The sequence below is a fragment of the Paenibacillus sp. JT31N11 genome (genome assembly GCF_056269285.1).
This window is the reverse complement of sequence record NZ_JBWDNQ010000001.1, coordinates 1,410,771-1,429,964: the sequence shown is the minus strand read 5'-3', so window position 1 is coordinate 1,429,964 and position 19,194 is coordinate 1,410,771. Positions and strand designations below refer to the sequence as shown.

General features: G+C 51.0%; 19 protein-coding genes. 3 read left to right on the top strand and 16 right to left on the bottom strand.

The features are described 5' to 3' along the window. Nucleotides 1-22 precede the first annotated feature (22 nt). From AC0YNV_RS06290 to AC0YNV_RS06265, 6 genes are all read right to left on the bottom strand, one after another. Complete coding sequence (locus AC0YNV_RS06290; protein WP_475766756.1) at nt 23-1,192, bottom strand: glycosyltransferase family 4 protein; 1,170 nt, start codon at nt 1,190-1,192, stop codon at nt 23-25. A gap of 219 nt (nt 1,193-1,411) precedes the next feature. Next, a complete protein-coding gene (locus tag AC0YNV_RS06285) occupies nt 1,412-2,059 on the bottom strand; it encodes a FusB/FusC family EF-G-binding protein (protein WP_475766754.1) in 648 nt (215 codons plus the stop codon). 277 nt (nt 2,060-2,336) lie between these two features. Then, entirely contained in the window at nt 2,337-2,996 is a 660-nt protein-coding gene (locus tag AC0YNV_RS06280; RefSeq protein WP_475766752.1) for a peroxiredoxin-like family protein, read from the bottom strand. A 153-nt stretch (nt 2,997-3,149) separates the two neighbouring features. After that, entirely contained in the window at nt 3,150-4,118 is a 969-nt protein-coding gene (locus tag AC0YNV_RS06275; RefSeq protein ID WP_475766750.1) for a helix-turn-helix domain-containing protein, read from the bottom strand. Between the two features lie 93 nt (nt 4,119-4,211). Further along, nucleotides 4,212-4,532 carry an MmcQ/YjbR family DNA-binding protein gene (locus AC0YNV_RS06270; RefSeq protein ID WP_475767315.1) on the bottom strand — a complete coding sequence of 107 codons (321 nt, stop codon included), beginning with the start codon at nt 4,530-4,532 and terminating at the stop codon, nt 4,212-4,214. 90 nt (nt 4,533-4,622) lie between these two features. Further along, nucleotides 4,623-5,498 carry a putative RNA methyltransferase gene (locus AC0YNV_RS06265; protein ID WP_475766748.1) on the bottom strand — a complete coding sequence of 292 codons (876 nt, stop codon included), beginning with the start codon at nt 5,496-5,498 and terminating at the stop codon, nt 4,623-4,625. A 338-nt stretch (nt 5,499-5,836) separates the two neighbouring features. Here AC0YNV_RS06265 and AC0YNV_RS06260 point away from each other — a divergent pair, with 338 nt between their 5' ends. Then, a complete protein-coding gene (locus AC0YNV_RS06260; protein WP_475766746.1) occupies nt 5,837-6,700 on the top strand; it encodes a pentapeptide repeat-containing protein in 864 nt (287 codons plus the stop codon). An 86-nt stretch (nt 6,701-6,786) separates the two neighbouring features. Here AC0YNV_RS06260 and AC0YNV_RS06255 read toward each other — a convergent pair whose 3' ends face one another. Continuing rightward, nucleotides 6,787-7,575: an aminoglycoside adenylyltransferase domain-containing protein gene (locus AC0YNV_RS06255; RefSeq protein WP_475766744.1), complete on the bottom strand. Its 789-nt coding sequence runs from the start codon at nt 7,573-7,575 to the stop codon at nt 6,787-6,789. Nucleotides 7,576-7,669: 94 nt separating this feature from the next. Then, nucleotides 7,670-9,061: a phospholipase D-like domain-containing protein gene (locus AC0YNV_RS06250; RefSeq protein ID WP_475766743.1), complete on the bottom strand. Its 1,392-nt coding sequence runs from the start codon at nt 9,059-9,061 to the stop codon at nt 7,670-7,672. 325 nt (nt 9,062-9,386) lie between these two features. Between AC0YNV_RS06250 and AC0YNV_RS06245 the strand changes: the two genes are divergently transcribed. Continuing rightward, nucleotides 9,387-11,456 carry a methyl-accepting chemotaxis protein gene (locus AC0YNV_RS06245; protein WP_475766741.1) on the top strand — a complete coding sequence of 690 codons (2,070 nt, stop codon included), beginning with the start codon at nt 9,387-9,389 and terminating at the stop codon, nt 11,454-11,456. 116 nt (nt 11,457-11,572) lie between these two features. Here AC0YNV_RS06245 and AC0YNV_RS06240 read toward each other — a convergent pair whose 3' ends face one another. The 8 genes from AC0YNV_RS06240 to AC0YNV_RS06205 all read right to left on the bottom strand — a co-directional run bounded on the left by AC0YNV_RS06240 (nt 11,573) and on the right by AC0YNV_RS06205 (nt 18,578). Further along, nucleotides 11,573-12,583: a zinc-dependent alcohol dehydrogenase family protein gene (locus AC0YNV_RS06240; protein WP_475766739.1), complete on the bottom strand. Its 1,011-nt coding sequence runs from the start codon at nt 12,581-12,583 to the stop codon at nt 11,573-11,575. A gap of 140 nt (nt 12,584-12,723) precedes the next feature. Next, on the bottom strand, nt 12,724-12,915 hold the full coding sequence (locus tag AC0YNV_RS06235; protein ID WP_475766737.1) for a twin-arginine translocase TatA/TatE family subunit: 192 nt from the start codon (nt 12,913-12,915) through the stop codon (nt 12,724-12,726). Nucleotides 12,916-12,942: 27 nt separating this feature from the next. Continuing rightward, a complete protein-coding gene (locus AC0YNV_RS06230) occupies nt 12,943-14,133 on the bottom strand; it encodes a ZIP family metal transporter (RefSeq protein ID WP_475766735.1) in 1,191 nt (396 codons plus the stop codon). A gap of 15 nt (nt 14,134-14,148) precedes the next feature. Further along, nucleotides 14,149-15,189, bottom strand: a complete 1,041-nt coding sequence (locus AC0YNV_RS06225; RefSeq protein ID WP_475766733.1) for a multicopper oxidase domain-containing protein — start codon at nt 15,187-15,189, stop codon at nt 14,149-14,151. 388 nt (nt 15,190-15,577) lie between these two features. Next, nucleotides 15,578-16,249, bottom strand: coding sequence for a DsbA family protein (locus tag AC0YNV_RS06220; RefSeq protein WP_475766731.1), 672 nt, complete (start codon nt 16,247-16,249; stop codon nt 15,578-15,580). Nucleotides 16,250-16,431: 182 nt separating this feature from the next. Next, nucleotides 16,432-17,286 carry a M56 family metallopeptidase gene (locus AC0YNV_RS06215; RefSeq protein WP_475766729.1) on the bottom strand — a complete coding sequence of 285 codons (855 nt, stop codon included), beginning with the start codon at nt 17,284-17,286 and terminating at the stop codon, nt 16,432-16,434. Nucleotide 17,287: 1 nt separating this feature from the next. Beyond that, entirely contained in the window at nt 17,288-17,719 is a 432-nt protein-coding gene (locus AC0YNV_RS06210; RefSeq protein ID WP_475766727.1) for a BlaI/MecI/CopY family transcriptional regulator, read from the bottom strand. A gap of 34 nt (nt 17,720-17,753) precedes the next feature. Further along, the gene (locus AC0YNV_RS06205; RefSeq protein ID WP_475766725.1) at nt 17,754-18,578 is read right to left on the bottom strand and encodes a DUF6597 domain-containing transcriptional factor; all 825 of its coding nucleotides are present in this window, start codon (nt 18,576-18,578) and stop codon (nt 17,754-17,756) included. Nucleotides 18,579-18,705: 127 nt separating this feature from the next. Between AC0YNV_RS06205 and AC0YNV_RS06200 the strand changes: the two genes are divergently transcribed. Next, nucleotides 18,706-19,158, top strand: coding sequence for an SRPBCC family protein (locus AC0YNV_RS06200; protein WP_475766723.1), 453 nt, complete (start codon nt 18,706-18,708; stop codon nt 19,156-19,158). Nucleotides 19,159-19,194: the final 36 nt, after the last annotated feature.

Below are 19,194 nucleotides of genomic sequence, written 5' to 3'. Positions count from 1 at the left end.
GATTCACCTCCAACTGACAAAATTACGACGATAATGTCCTGCGGGATTTATGCCGGATTTGTTGCAAGTATAAAGCCGAGACAGCCTCTACCATCGCATCTGCACAAAACGCGGGATAAACCCGCTGTCTTCCTGCATCGCCCATCTGTTTGCTTTTCGAAGGATCCGCCAACAGTTCGCTCACATAGCCAGCCAGTCCCCTGTAATTCCTCGGCTCGGTCAGATAACCGTTGATGCCGTGTTCGACAGCTTCCGGGGCTCCGTCTACATTGGTTGCAACAATCGGGACGCTGCATGCCATTGCTTGAGCAAAAACCTGGGGCAAGCCTTCCCATAACGAGGATAGAACCATTACATCCATCATGGAAATCAACTCCGGTATATCCTGACGCCAGCCGGTTAATATCACTTTTCCGGTTAAATTATTTTGCTCGATGAAGCGTTCGATTTCCCCACGCAGCGGTCCGTCTCCGATTAATAGAAACTTGGTGCCCGGAAATAGCTTCTCCACAATAATGGCCATACGTAGAAAATCCAGCGGGTTTTTCTGTGGTTTGAAATTTCCGACCTGTCCGACTACGAACTCGCCTGCGCCGATGCCCAGTCGTTGCTTACTCAGAGGAGAGACCGCCGCATTCCTGAAGAGTGAAATGTCGATTCCGCTGTGAATGGTCATATATTTATCGCGATGGGCAATTTTATACGACAAGCCTTTTTCAATATTATAGGAGGATACGGCAATCAGTTTGTCCGTGAATACTGAGGCGAGCCTCTCCAGTTGGACATACAGCTGTCGAATGAGCGGAGCCTGATCATCATGAAAGCCGAAGCCGTGTATTGTATGAATGACGACTGGGGTATTTGCCAGTTTGGCTGCAAGTCTTCCAACGATACCCGCCTTTGAGCTGTGGGTATGAATAATATCGATATTATAGTTGTCCAACATACGGGAAAGTTTCCTTATAACCAGAGCGTCATAGAGAGGGTTGATTTCATGCTTCAATTCCGGGATCTCTATAAAAATAACGCCGTTTATCGACCGGGCGTATTCGTTCAGCATCCCTGTACAGGAGGAAGCCAAATATACATTGAACACGGATTTATCCAGCTTCTCCACGGTATGGATCGCCGTCTTCTGAGCCCCGCCCAATTCCAGCTTGGTAATTAAATGCAGAACATTATATTTTCTCATGTTCTCCTCCATACTTCGACTCTTTTGGCTATGGATCGGATCCTTATTTATCGTAATTATTCGCTTCCCGCAGGAGATTCCCTTTTTTTCTCTTTTTTATTTCATATATTCCTTATTGCAAGCTAATCTTGAAATGGGGATCAGGCATTCTTCCAATTTAAGATGGCTTAAAAGAAAAAAACGGCTGCCTTTTGCAGGCAGCCAGGTTCGTGAAGAGCGTCATTTTTTAACGGAATCAATAAATTTCTCCAGAAATGCAACATCCGTAATGCTGGTATTGCAGTGATGATTGTTCAGGCACAAATAATTGCCGAACGCCTTGTAATAATCCGGAGATGATTTCGCCGGTCTTGTTTTGACTGAATAAAAGGCAAGTTCTTCATAATTGTTGCATAAGAAGCAGTAACTCTTCTTATTGGTGGGCGTGAATCTGCCTTCGATACCAATGAATTGTCCATCTGCATGATAAACAATGAACAATTTATCCGTCGAAATGTCCGTCCAGCTCAGATAGGTCAAATACCGGAAATCAATCTGTGACAAATCAGGAAGCTTTAATTTTTTGTTCTTGGGAAACAGCTTCTGAATCTGCTTGTTCGTAATTTGCGGAAATTCTACTATATACGGTTCCAATGAACCCAGAAAATTCTGAAAATCCTCCGCTGTTGCTAGTGTCGGGAATTTCTCCAGCAGCTGTCTCTGGCTGTCGGTCAGGTCGGGAAACAGCTCGAATATTTTGGCTTCTGTACTGTCCCGTACCGATTTCAGCACTTTCAGATCAGAAACGGTTCGCAGAGCCTGCTTCAGCAGTCCGGCTTGCTTCTTGATCACGTTATATTGATGGTTTCTAATAAATGGTACACACATTGATGCTCAGCTCCTTATTTTATAGGGATTGAAAATAAGGTAGCAAAGCCCATTATTAGAAACGATATATGCTGGTTTGGGCGATGTTGTTATTCGTTATCGCGCCTCACGCAAAGTATCGCCCTGTAACAGGCTTTGCATGAGTGGAGCCAATCCGGCAATCTCTAATTGCCATCCATACCAACCCCCATCTCCTGAAGTTGATACCAGTATAAAGGAAAATCCGATTCAGCACAATTCATGGCGGTCGCGCTGATCCGTTGGCGATTCCCCTCTCCTATAAGGAGCGCAGAAGGTCCAATACTTCGCGAGGCTCCATCCGCGACCGGTAATCCGGGTTTACGCTCGCCATGCGGATTATGCCCTGTTGGTCGATCAAGTAGGTTGCGGGAACGGGAAGCTCCCAGGAATCGTCTCCGTTAAAGGCATCCGGAGAAAACCCGAGTGACCGATAAATGCCGCGCAGCTCCTCCGCAAGCTTGAATTTAAGCTGGTAATTCTCTGCCACCTGATTGCGCAGATCACTCAATATGTGAAAGCTTAATTCGTTCTTCTCCTGCATGCTTAACGAATGATCCGGAGTTTGCGGACTGACCGCAAGCAGCCGGGCGCCGGCTTCACGAATGCTGTCCATGATTCGCTGGTATGCCCTAAGCTCCAGATTGCAGAACGGGCACCATTCTCCGCGGTAAAAGGTAAGAATAACAGGACCCTTCGCGATTTCATCAGATAAGGTGACGCCGATGCCTGTCTGATTGCCCAAGGTGAAGTCAGGGGCCGCCGCCCCCACCGCCATGCCCTTAGCGATGCCCGATTCCCGGAGCTCCCGGACCGATTGCTCGAAAGCCTCCACGACCTCCTTCGGAAGAACCTCGATGCCATGTCTGGCCATGGCTTCCAGCTCATTTTGCAATTTCTGCTCCTGTTGGTTCGTCATTGTTCATCTCTCCAATCCACTTAATATGCTTTCAAGCGTACCAGTCCTCCCAATCAAGCCTCTACCGCTGGACGGAGCCAGGTGCTGGTTAGCGGGATTATCCGCAGCCCATACGAAAAAAACCACTCCGAAGAGTGGTTGGAGACAAGCGGTTTATGAACGCCGGACGAATTCGCCGGGGTTGACGCCATATTTTTCCCGAAATGCTTCTGCAAAATAGCTGGGATTCGAATACCCCACCTCGCAAGACACCTCAATCACGCTGGTGCTGCCACTGCGGAGCAGCCGGTACGCTTTCTCCAGGCGTTGCTCCCGCAGGTAACCGAACACCGTGCTGCCGTACATTTCTTTGAAGCCGGTTTTTAATTTATAATCATTCAGGCCGATCAGCCGCGACAGCTCCATAAGCGAGGGAGGCTCCGCCATCCGCTCCAGAATGATCTCCCGGGCATGTTCAATCTTTGATCTGTCGGTCTTGGACAGTTTGGTTGAAGGCGGTTTGCCGTCCAGTAAGAAAGAGCCGAACGCCGAAGACATCAGCTCAAGCATTCTGCACTCCAGCTCAATATTGCGTACAGCCTGACCTCTGGCGGCTTGCAGCATATGCCTCAGGAGGATAATCGTCGCCGGATCTATGGTCTGCTGGAACATACGGTACGGCTTATCCCCGATGATCCGGTCAAATTCGAATGCCCGCGCACCGCCAGCCTCTTCCATAAAGTGATGAAAGGTTGAAACAGGGATCCCGATGCTTAACATTTGAAAAGCTTGATCCCCGCCAAAATGCATGCTGGCCTTTGCAGGATTGACAAACTGCAGAGTGTAGCTGCCGGGGGCTACCTCAAACTCCGCGCCGGAGACCCGTATTTCTCTGGCGCCCTGCAGGCAGTAGCTCAACTCCACCATTGCTGTTTCCGTATGAAGATCCACGGTATGATTGCGGTTCAGCCTGAACTCCGCGATAGCCACTCCCAGGTCGTTGCGCGGCACCAAGCGATGAACGGAGCCCTCTCCCATCTGCGGATGGAGCTTCATCCGCTCCGTCCGGTTATCCGTCTGCCTGTACAATTCAAATCCGTCGAAGAAATGATTGAAATTATGATGAAAGTCGGTACTGCCCATAGCTCCCCCACCCTCATGAAAATAATAATCAATTATACGCGTTTGCTGTCCGGAAGACCACACAGGTTAAAGGATTCCAGTCCATTAGGATGTTCATGGAATTTCCCGGTTCCAGTCGTCAGATCTGTATCCGTCCTGAAGCTTTTTCGGCGCACAGCTCCTCCATGCCTGTTCGAGAAGCTCTTGCAGCTCCGCCGGCTCGACAACCGGAAGGTTAACAAGAACGTATGGATAGCTGCGGTAATGATCCGTAATGTGAAAAACATCTGGATTTACCTGCATCAGAATATCCCTGGTTTCAAAGTCCGTTCTCAGAACCAGCGTTTCCCCGTCTTCAAGCAGCCGGGCAAGCAATTTTCCACGCACCCGGAATGCCGGAGTCCCGTAGGCTGAACCCCCCTCCACTCCAGGCAGTGCAAGAGCGGACGTGCGGACTGTCTTGAGATAAGCCGATTGATGAATAATGATCCCCTCCCAAAATAGAATTCATCAAGCCCTCCGGAACTATTTCTTTCCAATCAGGATGGTCAAGTCAATCGTGATCTCAGTCATATTCATTTCAGGAATTTGCTTCAATCGTTCCGCGGCAGTTCCCCATGACAGCGGGGTCATATGGAGCAGCGGCTCAATAAGAGTATGATCTAGGGGGAACCGATACCGGACCCGCTCCATGTCCATACGCGCAAAATGCTCCCTGAAACGCTCAATCGTGCTGTTGTTTGAATACGACTGTTTCTCCGGCTTATGGGACAGGAAGTCTCTCAATTCTTGAAGATATTCCCGTTCCGGGATTACCTTGATGACAAATCCGTCGTCCGACAGCATTCTCTTAAATTCGGCGTAATTGGATGGCGACAAGAGGTTCAGGATAAAATCGAATTGTTCATTGTCAAATGGACATTTCGCGATATCCGCCACGCACCAGACCAGATCCGGATATTCTCTCGAAGCGCTGGTGATTCCCTCTTTGGAAAGGTCCATGCCTACGCCCAATAGATCAACTGGGATGTTTCGTGCCAGCTTCCCCTGAATGCTGTGCAGATGAGAGCCTTCTCCGCATCCGGCGTCCAATACACGAACCTCTTTGTTTGCCGTATTGAGCACGGCTCCGATCCTGCTGCTTATCCGTTCATTCAATGGCTCGAAAAAGCCGCTTCTGCAAATCGTCCTTCTGGATTCAAACAGGCGTTTATTGTATTTTGTTTTGTAGCCTTGGAGAGCCAAATTTATATATCCCTGCTTCGATAGATCAAAACAATGCTGTTTGGAGCATATCAAGCTCCTGGATTGAACCATTCTCATCGGATTGTAACAAATCGGGCATCTGAAAATGCCTTCACAGGCTGAAATAAGGCCTGCATTTATACTGTTTTTGGACACAAAAAAGCACCCCGTTCATTCGTAGTCGGTGAATGAAAAAAGGTACAGTCAAACAAACCCAAACCATTTTCCTTAAAAATGGCTGAGATTCACTGATCTGCACCTCACATTACCGATAACGAATGAATTGGATTATCATAAAGGTTAATCTCCTGTCAAGTTATGTGGGGACTTTCCCCGCCATTTATTATAACAGATTTATGCCGCCGCCCGGAATGCTTGTCCATCAAGCACTGCTTCTGCCGGAATCTCCCGGGGTACAAGCATTGACGGGAAAAATATTCAGTACTAGTATAAAAGAATTGAGAAAAAAATTATGAAACGAAGGAGTCCGTATCTTGTCAGAGAACCTTGAATATCCAGGACCGCTGCAAGGCGGTAACCGTCTTCATCTGCAAGCGGACTGCGAGAACTGCTTTGGCTTATGCTGCGCGGCGCTGCCCTTCGCAGCTTCCGTAGATTTTGCGATAGACAAAGACGCCGGGCAGCCCTGCCCGAATCTGCAAAGCGACTTCCGCTGCGGCGTCCACAAGAACCTGAGGCAGCTGGGCTTTCGCGGCTGTACGGTTTATGACTGCTTCGGCGCGGGGCAAAAGGTTTCCCAAGTCACCTACCGCGGACGTGACTGGCGGCAAGCACCGGAATCCGCGCAGCAAATGTTCGAAGTGCTGCCGATTATGCGGCATCTCCATGAGCTGCTCTGGTATCTGACCGAAGCGCTGACGCTGCAGCCGGCCCGCTCGATCCGCGGCGAACTCAGCTCCGCGCTCGGCGAGACCGAACGCCTCACGCTTCTTAGTCCCGACTCGCTTTTGGAGCTGAATGTGGCGGCACACCGGGCAGACGTGAATGCTCTGCTCCTGCAGACCAGCGAGCTGGTGCGCACAGAAGCCAGCCGCCAGCAGAAGAACCCGCCAAAACGCCAGAAGGCCTATGGACGGGGCGCCGACCTGATCGGGGCGAAGCTTAGAGGAGCCGATCTCAGAGCAGCCAACCTGCGCGGCGCCTACCTTATTGCCGCTGATCTACGAGAAGCTGACCTGAGGGCTGCCGACCTGATCGGCGCTGACTTCCGGGACGCTGACCTGAGGGGAGCCAACCTCACCGGGAGTATCTTTCTCACCCAGTCCCAGCTTAATGCGGCGAAGGGCGATGCCAATACCAAGCTGCCTCCGCTGCTCACATACCCCGCGCACTGGTAAGCTTGCAATGGATCAAGCGGCCGAAGGCAGCAGCAGTACCCCGGACAGTAACGGATTGGACATGTCCATCCCCGTCAACCATTGATCTAGAGATTCCCATCCCCGTCAAACAGCAGCCTGCATTGATCGACCGCAAATTCTACGAATTCCCGTGTTTGCAGCAGTGCTGCCCCCTCTTCCGCCTCAGGGGATTTCCGCCATACAAGAGCTTGCTCGACAAACGGTTTCCACTGCGGCCATTCCTCCTGAGCCCATAACGCCGCCTGTTTCTTGGAAGCGTGCTCTCCTGTCTGCAGCGTATAGCAGGAGCGGCACATGGTCAGGATTGCATAGGCTTGTGCCCCGCGGTGGGACTCCAGATCCTTGATCCTGCTCCGCCAAGCCATTGCGTTCATGTAGATGTTGGACAGAAATTCTTCCCTGGAAACCGGTCCGATGATGGTTTCTGCCGGAGGTCCGATGATGACACGCCCATATTCACGCACCAGGTACCAGTTTACAAGCCATGACGCTCCCGCCTCTTTGAGGTGAAAAGGCTCACCCGGACTGATGATGCCAATCATGCTGGAGCGGGTGCGGAAGGTTTGCAGCGCGGCTAAACTAAGGTAAGCGACCTCAATCCGGTCATCCCAGCGGCCGTGGCTGCGGGCAAAGTCCTGATGCATCCGGCTTACTTTGTCCGCTTCAGCGTTCTCGAGCCCTGTGGAAATAACGGCCAGCAAATCAATATCGCTAATCTCGGCATCAAAATCCCCGCTGACCAGAGAGCCGTACAAATACAAACCGACGAGTTTATTGCCTAAGACGCGCTGCATTTCAGACAGGAGTTGTCCGATCACTTGATTAACCTCTGAATACGGTGTTGGAGCATGCACAGCCAGCCCTCCTTCATTTCCTCTGCTTCCAAAATAACGAGATAAATTATCTTTACGATAAAGGGCAACTGTAAGCGCAGCAGCGACAATACTGCTATTTTCCGTAAGCCGCCGGATCCATGCTGAATGCAAGACCCTGCCAATTGAAATCCCCGCGATCTCTTCCGAGGCGGTTTGCGTGAGCAATATCCCGATAACGCCGAAGCGCGGCGCGGTCGTCCAACTGCCCGGTATCCTGACCCAGATGCTCGGACAGAAGCTGGCAGCGCAGCTCGCGCACCACCTGCGGATCATGGAATGAAGCATTCATCTCCGTATGGCCGAATAGTGAATTGGAGTGAAGATTGCAGGACCCGATTGTCGCCCATTCATCGTCGACCAGCATGATTTTGGCATGTACGTAGATGCTGCTGCGGCCGCCCCGCCCATCGGGTCCGGCAATCCCGGCAAGCGCGAAATTCTCGTATCGGCCCAGTGCAGCGATCTGCTCGAAGAAGCTTTTGCTGTCGGGACGCTGGCGGTATTTGCGCACATGTTCCTCCGGCTCGGCCGGAACAAGCAGAACGATATCTACGCCCCGCTTCAGAGCCTCTTCCAGCCTCGCGGCGATTTCCGGTACCGGGATAGCTTGATTCTCGATGTAAATCGTGCGGCGAGCGGCGTTAATGGCCTGAACGTACTGGTCGAAAATGGTCCGCTCGCCGCCGGCTATATCGTAGGGACTGCCTCCGGGGGTCGGGCAGCCATCGCTGTAGCGGCCTGCATACACGTGCCGCTGGATTTGCAGCAAACTGCCGCCCCGCGAAGCGGATACGCTCGTCGGGAAGGGCATCTTCTCGTCGCCGTTGTTGCCCCATACACCGTCTTCTTCCGCACGCTCGCTGGCCTCATTCCATCGCTGGACAAAATTGTGATGCACGTCGGTCGCGGATGGTCCCGCCACTTCGACATAGACGTCATGACGCTGACCCTCCCCTGCATGGCCGGGTTCAACGGACCTGAATGTGGGATTAATCCCGCCGACAAATGCCGTCTCGTCAGGTTGGCCGGCATCAATCAGCCAGCTTTTTTGATGCTGGCAGTAGTACCCGTGAGCACGATCCCAGCGGATGCGTAAACGCGAACCACGCGCACCAAGCCCTTCTCGTTCAGCTTGAGATCCCCAGAACGCTTGACCGTAACCGCTGCTCTCCGGATTAGGGCGCCAGAAAATGACGCGAACATCCAGCCCCCGTGCCACCGCACGATCCAGTACGTCGAACAGGCTGCCGCGACCATCCGGCATCTGGAAGTCCGGTGCCATAAAGGTGACCGTAAGCCATACACTATGCCGCGCGGCTTCAACCGCCTCGCAAATCCGCCGGAAGGCAGGTCCGCTGTCCACAAGCGGTCGGATCATATTGCCATTCCGTAAAGGATAAGAGCCTGTGGCGATGAAAGGGATTTGCATTTGGGAACCGGTAGCTGTGACATCGGATTGATTCATAACGGCCTCCTTCTAATGTGCCTGCTTGCCAATTAACCGGCAGCTTGGCCGAATCTGATATTCTGCGGTTTTTTACATAACCCGATTCTCTCCCTATCATCTTATCCTATGAAATTGCAATATTTCTACCCTTCTATATGAGGGATTCCGGGAGCACTCCGGAGCTATCCAAAGTCCTGCATATAGATATTATCTATAATTATATCTATAAAATTAGATTTCTTTTTACACAAACAACCAAAATATTTAACACCTCTCATATAATTCGGCGTTAATCTAGGAAATAGGAACTACATAAGCAGATGAAAGTGAGGCTGTTCGCTCTATGCAATCCCAATTGCAATATAACGTATTCAGATCGGTTGGCGCCAAGCTGTTCCTTTTTCTGTTCTCAGGCATAATCATAAGCGTTCTGTCTGTAGGACTCGTGGCTTATGATATTTCCAAAGGGATCATTGAATCCCAGGTATACTCCGCCGGACAACAGACCCTTGAACAAACCTCCGATAAACTGAATGTCGTCCTTGGCCAATTCGAGGCATTGGCACAGCAGCTGGCCATCGATCAGGTCGTTCAGCAGCAGATGGATGTCCTTCTTAAGGACCAGCAAAGCTCCTATGCCGTGTTCCAGGTCTTCACCTCGCTTATTGAACGCCTGCAAACCTATGCCATGAACAATACAGCCATTACGGACAGCTACCTGATACCCGTCAACGATACGATTACCGGCAATCTGGCAGCAACCTCCTCTCCGATCATCGGTACCTCCTCTATCCTGCTGGATCACATCAAGGAGCAGCCCTGGTACCAATCTGTCATTGAGGCAAAAGGAAATCCGGTGTGGATTCCCGTTACCCCAAGCGTACCCGAAAATATATCAAATTCCTCGCAAGCAGGACATACGATTGGCGTCGCTATTCTGCTGCAAAGCTCGGCGAGCAAGAAGGACACCTTCATCCTGCTGATCGAGCTCAGGCTCAGCGACATCATAAAGTGGTTTGAATCGGTTTCGATTGGCAGCGGCGGCAAAATGATGATTGTGGATGCGGACAATCATTATGTGTACTCTCCCGCTGACCAGTTAATTGGACAACCATCCGATATCGGAACCGGCAATAATCAAACAGGAGTAACGTTTCATACAGAAGATGGCCGGAAGCTGGTCACCTATTCCGGATTGATCAAGCTGAACAACTGGCGTTTAATCGGAACCGTTCCCTATAAGGAATTGATGAAAGGAGCCGATCAGATTGCCTGGTTAACCTGGGGGATTGCGGGACTGGCCGCTCTTCTTGCAGTCGGAATGAGCTGGCTGGCCGTCAGGCTTATCGCGGCGCCTCTCGCCAAGCTTCGGGATCTGATGATTGAAGGGAAGAAAGGCAACTTAAGCGTGAACTCCACGATTCGCTCCCGTGATGAAATCGGTCAGCTTGCCCAAAGCTTCAACGATATGATGTCCCAAATCGGCGGCCTCGTAGGAGAAATGAAAGTCTCCGCACAGGAAGTATTCGATTCCTCCGCTTCTCTTGTGGAGGTGGCGGACAGAACATCCCATTCCGCTAATGAAATTGCGGTACTGACGGGAGAGATAGCCGCCGGCTCAGTTAACCTCGCCTCCGAAGCGGAATCCGGCAGCAATCTGGCCCAAAATCTTCAGAAGCAGATGACGCTTCTTCTGGAATCCAAAACACAGATGGAAGCAGCCGCTTCGGATGTGTCGGCAAAAAGCGAGCAAGGCTCCTCCTTCATGATCGCCTTGATGGCAAATACAGATATTTCGGAGAATAAAATCCGCATTATGGCTGACAAAGTGACTCAACTGGAAAAAAGCACCCTCACTATTCGCAGCATTCTCACATTTCTGAATCAGATCACGAGTCAAACCACGATATTGGCCCTTAATGCGTCAATCGAGGCATCCCGTGCCGGAGCTTCAGGAAACGCGTTTCGGGTTGTAGCGGGCGAAGTGGGTAAGCTTGCGGAGAGCTCAAAGCGATTTATTGAGCAGGCGAACGAAACGACAGACGGGATCGAACAGGAAATACTTCAAACGGTCAGACTGTTCGCGGAAATCTACCCCCTGTTCACCGAGCAGGTCGATTCAGTGAAAGAGGCCGCCCGCAGATTTCTGGAGGTTCGAACGCTGATCGGGGAGCTGTCCCAGCAGCTCCACAAGGTAACCTCTTACATTGAATCCCTGGATCTGACCCAGTCTCAATTAACGGAAACTGTGGGTAATGTTAGCACGGTAGCCGAACAATCATCAGCAGCAACGGAGCAGGTCGCATCTGCCAGTACGGGTCAGAGCGTTGTGAGCGAAAGCTTGTCGTCACAGTCCGTCAAGCTGCAGCAGGTGTCGCAGCGGCTGGAGAAGGCGCTGTCCCAATTTTACTAGGATTCACGGGCTGCTTTATTCAGGGCAACCGCTTCAACGCAAATAAGGAGTCCTGTTGACCCCTTATTTGATCCTATTGTTCTAACCTATCTTAGACGGCAGGAATGGAAAATCGGTCAGGAAATGCGGATGACGATTTTACCGAAAGCTCCGCTGCTCAAATGCCTGTAAGCCTCAATCGCTTCCTCAAATGGATAAACGGTGTCAATCACCGGCTTGATTTTGTACTCATCGAATGCCAGATTCATCTTCTCCAGCGCTTGACGATGTCCGACCAGAATGCCCTGCACCTTGGCCTGCTTGGACAGCAGCGAGAACAGGTTGACCTCGGCCATCATGCTTTTCAGAAATCCGATAATATAGATATATCCCTGCGGAGTAAGAGCGTCGATCGAACGATTGATGCTGTCGCCGCCCACGACCTCGAGGATATGCTGAGCGCCTTTGCCATCCGTTAGCTTCAGCACTTCCTTTTCCCAATCCGGCGTCGTCACATAATTGATAATATCCGATGCGCCCAAAGCTTTTACCCGCTCACCCTTCGCATCGCTGCTGGTGGTGGCAATAACCCGCGCACCCAAAGCCGCGGCGATTTGCACGCCAAAAATCGATACGCCGCCAGTGCCTTGTATCAGCACGGTTTCGCCCGCCTGCAAATTGCCGTACTCCACCAAAGAAAACCAGGCGGTGAGCGCGGCAATCGGCAGCGTCGACGCTTCTTCGTCTGTCAGGTTGGAAGGCGTCAATACGGCGGCGTCCTCTTCCAAAATCATATATTCCGCGAGACCGCCATCATTCGGCCCACCAATCGCATAGGGGGCATCATTATCGTTCGGAGCCCCTTCGATCCATTTGGTGTACAGATGGGATATGACCCGGTCGCCAGCCTGAAACCGTGTCACCTCCGAGCCAACCTCCTCTATAACCCCGGCCGCATCGGACACGGGCACAAATTTCTTGCTCATCATATCCGGCAAATAAATACCGTCGATAATGGCTTTATCTCTGAAGTTGAGCGATACGGCTTTCACCCGCACCAGCAGCTGTTTTGGGCCCGGCTTAGGGGTGCCGATATCCACCAGCTTAAGATTTTCCAAACCGATGCCTTGCTTTTGCCATGCTTTCATTTTATAATTCCTCATTTCTTTTATAGAGTTAATATACTTATTATCGTACCATATTGCCAAGACGCAGCACAAAACAAATAAGCCCGCCATTTAGGCGGACTTGAATTGGATCTGAATCCATAGCGGGAGCTTACATGCAATCAATCGGACTTCTCTTTCTTCTCCACTTTCTTCTCCTCTTCGTCTTCCATTAATTCTTTTGTCCCTTTGCGGAACTCGGAGAAGGTGGAGCCGATCGCTCTGCCGAGCTGCGGCAGTTTTTTGGGTCCGAACAGCAGGATTCCGACTACGATAATCAGTAGAAATCCCGTAACGCCAATACCAAAAGGCATATCATGACCTCCATTTCATATCTCCGATTAAAAATTCACCATCAGCGCCGTTGCATACATCAGCAGAATGCCGAGTGCCAGCCCTCCGAAATTCAGCCAGCTGACAGACGGCATTTCGAAGCGCTTGGCATCCCGGACGATCATTTTGCCGATGACGTAGATGACCTGCGCAATGGCCCCTGCGCCTATGCCGAAGAACAGCGCAGCCAGCGTATCATTGAAGACGAACCCGCCGGTCCACGTCCCGAGAATGGCTGGCGCGCCGGCGATGCAGGCTAAACTCACAAACGTCTTCCAGGTTGGCCGGGCTTTCAGCAGCGGCGCTGCAATTCCTATTCCCTCGGTTATGTTGTGAAGCGTAAATCCGATGACAAGAAACGTTCCAAGCGCCGACTCGCCTGCTGCGAAGGAAGCGCCGATCGCCAGCCCTTCGCCAAAGTTATGAAGGCCGATCCCTCCGGCTATTTTATAGGCGACCTGTTTGCCCCCATCCTCCGCGCTGAGATTTGTTTTACGTTTGCCCGACTGATCGACTGCCACCAGGAACAAGAAGCTGAGCAGCGCTCCGAACCAGACAAGTCCGGTTCCTTGAAATACTCCCGGTGCCTCGACCCCAAGCTCCAGCCCCTCCTGAATCGTATCCACGATAAGGAAGAACAGCAACCCTACTGTAAAAGCCATAACTGCCTGGATTCCCTTTGTTGAGAACCGGCGCATGAACGGGAACCACAACAGACCAAGGCCGACAGGCACGACGCCGACGTAAAAGCCGATCAGCGCATATTGGGTAAAGCGGCCGGCATCCGGTTCAGGCGTTTTCATCGCTGCCGCCACCTGACCGGCAAAAATTAATCCGTTCGAGGTTATGAATCTGATTTCGTGAGAATCCCCTTCCACCCAGGGATAAGGGATATGGACGGTTGCCTGGTCAAACCGGTCCAGAACCGGACCCGGCGTGAATTCCGCATTCCAGAATGCGTCGTCGACGACAACCTGGGCAATGGTCAACTCCTTGGGACCCGAGTTGAGAACAGTCACCTGGAAGCCGTCATCGTCAAGCACGATCCGCTCGATATTAAGAACCTCGATGGGCGCTGCCTGCTGCTCTTCCACTCCTGTTCCGACTTTTAAAATAATTGTGAGAATGATCGCCAGCAAGATCAGCGGGGCAGCTCCCCACAGCCACAATATCTTCTTATTCATCGTCTTTGGAAGCATCGGTTATCCTCCTTTCTATTCGGCCTCGAAGAAACCCATCCAGCCAAGCTCTGTAAACTCGCTTTGATGAGCATGGAACATGTACCTGCCGGGAGCAGGGAAGACGATTTCTACGAGTCCGCGTTCTCCCTGGCACTGCATAACCGTATCCGTAAAATAAGGACGCGCCTCCGGATCCGCTCCGGTCGCATAATAATTAAAGTAACTGGCATGCAGATGAAAGGAGTTAATTAAATCAAATTCCGTCATGTTGCTGATGTAAATCCGAATAAGCTCCCCCGCTTTTACCTTAATGGGACGGGCCATATAAGCAAAAGCAAATCCGTTCACCGTATATACCTCGTTTTCTCCGTCGAGATCCAGATCAAACGCGTTCATCACCATGCTGAATTCCTTGGCCGGTTTCCTTGGCACCTTCGGATCAATAATGAAATTTCCGTATAACCCTTTGTGAATATGCCGCGTGAACGGCTGGACATGGCAATGATAGACCTGCATGCCGGCCGGTTTGGCTTCAAATTCATAAATGAACGTCTCTCCCAGCGCAACAGGCTCAAGCCCATCCATATTCGTCGGGTGAATCCCATGGAAATGGATCGAGTGCGGATGTGCGGAGGCGTTGCGAAAGGTAACGCGGACGATATCCCCTTCCGTACAGCGAAGCGTCGGCCCGGGTATCGTGCCGTTGTAGGCCCATCCCGGAAACTTGATGCCTTTGGCGATCTCCAGATCCCAATCTACCGCAATCATCTCGTAATCGCGTACCGTTCTGCCGTCCGCGCGTGTGCTTACTTTGCCATAATCAAACTGCGAAAGTGCTTTGACAGCACTTTCAAGACCGTCAGACGACCCGGTCCCGGGATCGTAGCCGTGAGACATGCTGTTATGCTTCTGCTCCTGGAGTTTATTATGGTTGTCATGCTTGGCGGCGGCGTCCACTGAATTCGAGAATACGGCAGCCTTGTTCAGGAGCGAGCTTCCCAGCACGCCCAATATGCCGGCAGCTCCAGCCTTCAATAAGCTGCGCCGGGATATTTTAGTCTTCGGATTCAACATCGGAACCCTCCTATATTTTTTGTGTAGGGGAAAATATATTTCCCGAAGGAAAATTTATGGACAAAAAAATATATTTTTCGTTAGGGACAATAAGTTTCCTCCGGGAAACATTATTGATTTAACTATAGGGCATCTTTCGAGCGTTGTAAATCATTTTTTACATCTCCTTGTCCAGGAAGAACCGGCTTTGCCGGTCCTTTGGCGGCAAAGTTAGTTTCTTCCCTCAGAAATAGAAGCAAAGTATGGTGTACAGTTAAAATATACTTAGTTCTATTTCAGGCAGTAATGGCTGCGCCCGTCCTTTGGCGGAACAACAAAAAAACTCCTTGCTGGTACAAGGAGTAAATGGTTTCGCCGGCGGCCAAAATGATGATCGCTGCTTTTTATCCTATTGCCCGTCCTCAATTAGCTTGACCAAAGTATCATAATCAAACGGATTCTGCAGCTTCACATTATTTACGATAATGGTCGGGGTCTGCTCGATCTGAAAGTCTTGCACGAGCTCCTGGTCCCTGCCCACCTGCGGCAATGTCGCCTGCATGTCCAAATCTTGCTGCAGCTTGGCGACATCGATCGGCGGCTCAATCTTATTTGCGATCTCCAATATTTTGTCCGGCGTTATCCAGGGCGCGTCATGATTGTCGGTCGGCTGCGCCTGAAACAGGGCTTTGTGAAACGGCCAGAAGCTTTCCGGATTTTCGGACCATACCGACTCGCCCGCCATGGCTCCTAATTGCGATTCCTCTCCATGGAACAGGACATTGATATAGGAGAATTTCACGATTCCCGTATCGATATAGTCTTTTTTCAGCTTCGGATAGATTTGATCCGACCATGCTTTGCAGGATGGACATTTATAATCTCCGAATTCCATGATGGCAACCTTGGCATCCACGCTGCCTTCAACGGGTTGATTGGCTATATCCGGAGCGGAAGCCAAAGATTCCGTCACTTCAGCCTTCTTGGAGGCTTGATTGAGCATAACCAGCAGAACACATAAAACTACAATGATTAGTGTAAACAGAACCAGATTTTTTGGTCCTTTCTTGGCTTGAGCCATATAAACATTCCTCTCCTTGAATATAAAGTGCAAAAACTTGATATGTACCGGTTCCTTTCCTATTATTCTACGAACTGTAGTTTAATTCGAGACGGTTTACCTTTTTCCTTTTGCCTATGAATAAAATCCAATAATCTGTCATTTTTTAAATCAATGCGGTGAACGGCCCGGCTTGGATGCCTTCAGATACATGGTCCGGTCCCTAACATTGCCAGCATCAGCACCATGATCACGATGGAAATCGATAATGCCCTTTTGTGTACGACGGGGATAACAAGATCTCCCTCCGGGTTGAGAATTTGTTGAATACGGTAGTTGACAGCCCCATCTGCAAACTGGACGCCGATCCGGGGCATTGGCTCGTGTTTAAGCTTAAGCATGGACAATAAGGCGCTTCCCAATGGAGCGGCCCCGTTCATCCGGCTGATCGCGTACCGGTCTGCCAACAGCTCCATCCAGACGGTATAATAACGGGTTAGACCCTTAATCAGGGGCACATATGCAAAACCCCGGCTGGCTATCGTTAAAACCAGCATTTGCAGAGGGTGGCGCTGCTTGCAATGGTAAATCTCATGAAACAGGATGGCTTCCATTTCCGCCGTTGTGAACTTTTCGATGGCGCCCGAGGACAGCAGAATTGCCGGCCTCAACACTCCAAAGGACATTGCCGCAAAAGCAGGCGAATGAATAACATAGATCCGCGTATTTTCCCGCTGATAGTTCCGGTTCCATATAAGCGTCAAATCCCGATGGACATGCTTCCGGATATGTATCCGCAGACGAACATAAACCACCGCCTGGCTCATGCCAAGGTATAGGAGAACGGCCATCGAGTAAATGATGAAGCCGTTGTACAGCCTCTCATAGAACACATGATTATGAAGAACAGCTCTTACCGCGTTTGCAATCCATTGCGACAAATCAGAGCTGTATGCGACATCCCGGAGCTGATGGATCAGACTGTAGCCCATCTGCAATATAAGCCAGCCCGCCGTAAGAAAAATCGCAGCTAACGCCATCTTGGGTTGCATTGGCATCTTAATTCCCTTCATTTCGTTTCAATTCATCCAGTCTTTGTTGAAGTTTCTCAATCCATTCCGGGTCCGCTTTATCGAGCCGGTCAATAAAGTGATTGGCGACCAAGGAGCCGAAATCATCCAGCAGACCATCCGTAACATACTTCGTCTGCTCCATGATGAATTGTTCCCTGCTTTGCACCGGATAAAAAAAGGTAAGCCTGCTGCGTCCGCCGCCGCTCGTCTCCTTGCGCAGATGCCCTTTTTCGGACAAGCGGATCATAACGGTCATCACCGCGTTGAATGAAATCGGCTGCTCAACGCGGATCAGCTCATGTGCCTGCTTGATCGTCAGTTTTTCTTTTTCCCACATAGTATTCATGATTTTAGCCTCGAGGGAACCAAAAAACCGCAGCAGCCCTTCCTCGTTCAAATTCAGCCTGTTTATTCTCAATGATATGGATGCCTCCCGAACCTGCTATAACAATCTATCGATGTCTGACGTTCCTGACATATTCCTCCGGCGGCTGGCCGATCATCGTTTTGAAGTCCTTGATGAAATGGGCCTGGTCGTAAAACCCCAAATCCTGCGACAGCCTGGTCCAGTCTGTGACGCTGCCCTTCTCCATAAGCTCCGCCGCTTCCTGGAGCCGGTAGCGCTGAATCACCCATTTCGGGCTGACGCCGACATAACGGCTGAACAGACGCTGCAGCGTTCGCTTGTTCATGCCGAATAAAGACACGATATCCTCGACCCGCACCATCTCTCGATCCCCTATGATGGCGTCCACAATCCGGTTCACAAGCTCAACATTACCGTCCGGTTCCGGGAGCCGTTCGCGCAGAAATTCCCAGGCGATCCGGGCTTGCTCTTCCTCCTTCGCCTCGCTGAATAGCCGTTCCTCCAGCATCCCGGGGCCGGACCCGAAAATTTCGCGGAAGGGTATGACCTGGTTGGTAAGAGAAGATACAGGCTGGTTCCAGAACGGATAAAATCCTCCTATCCGGAATTTGATGCCGAGCACCTGCCCTTCTCCTTCCAGCACTCTGGTGAAGGTAGTGTCCGGAACACCATATAAGAGTGTTTCGATTTGTTGACCGGTCCTCTCGAACGCCAGCTGGATACTGGGGAATGATAAAACCGTCTGGCTGTGCGGGGCTTGTCCCCGCAGATCCCAGCGGAGGATCCAGAGATGCTCAATGTAAGGAGCCAGGTCCTGCCCAGGCAGCAGCCGCGACAGCGAAAAGCTGCGCATGCCCGATTCGGCATTCAGAATGCCCTTGTTTGACGGCGCTGTATCCGGTTTCAACATTATCGCTCACCTCTTTTGCCATTGTCGCGTTTTTACAATACAGTCTGATGCAGTCATCCTATTATAAAGTAGCAGTTAACCGTTGTTTCCGCAATGCGACAATACTGAAATGGAGAGTGTTATACCTATGGAACCGCTCAAATACGAATTCTATGTCGGGGCTAAGCCCGAGGACGTCTGGCAGATTTTCGTTTCGCCGGAAGGCACCACAGCCATATTTTTCGGCTGTATTCTGAACTCAACCTTCGAAATCGGGGCTCCCTATGAATATGTTGGACCTGGCAACGACGGGGAGAATACGGTGCATGTGTACGGCAAGGTGCTGGAGTTCGAGCAGAACCGGATAATGAGCTATACCGAGCATCCCGGCCCCTCATACCGCGAGAACCACGCCGAGCTTGAGACGAGGGTTACACTGACGCTCGAGACAGTGGGCAATTGCACGAAGATGACGCTGATTAACGACCTGTGGCCGGACAACCACCCTTCCTATGAAAGCACGAAGGGCAGCTGGGCGATGATTCTCAGCAATATCAAGACATACGCCGAAACGGGGAAGACCCTTGATTTTGGCTGGTAAATGGACAAATAACCCTCTCGCATGAGAGGGCACGAA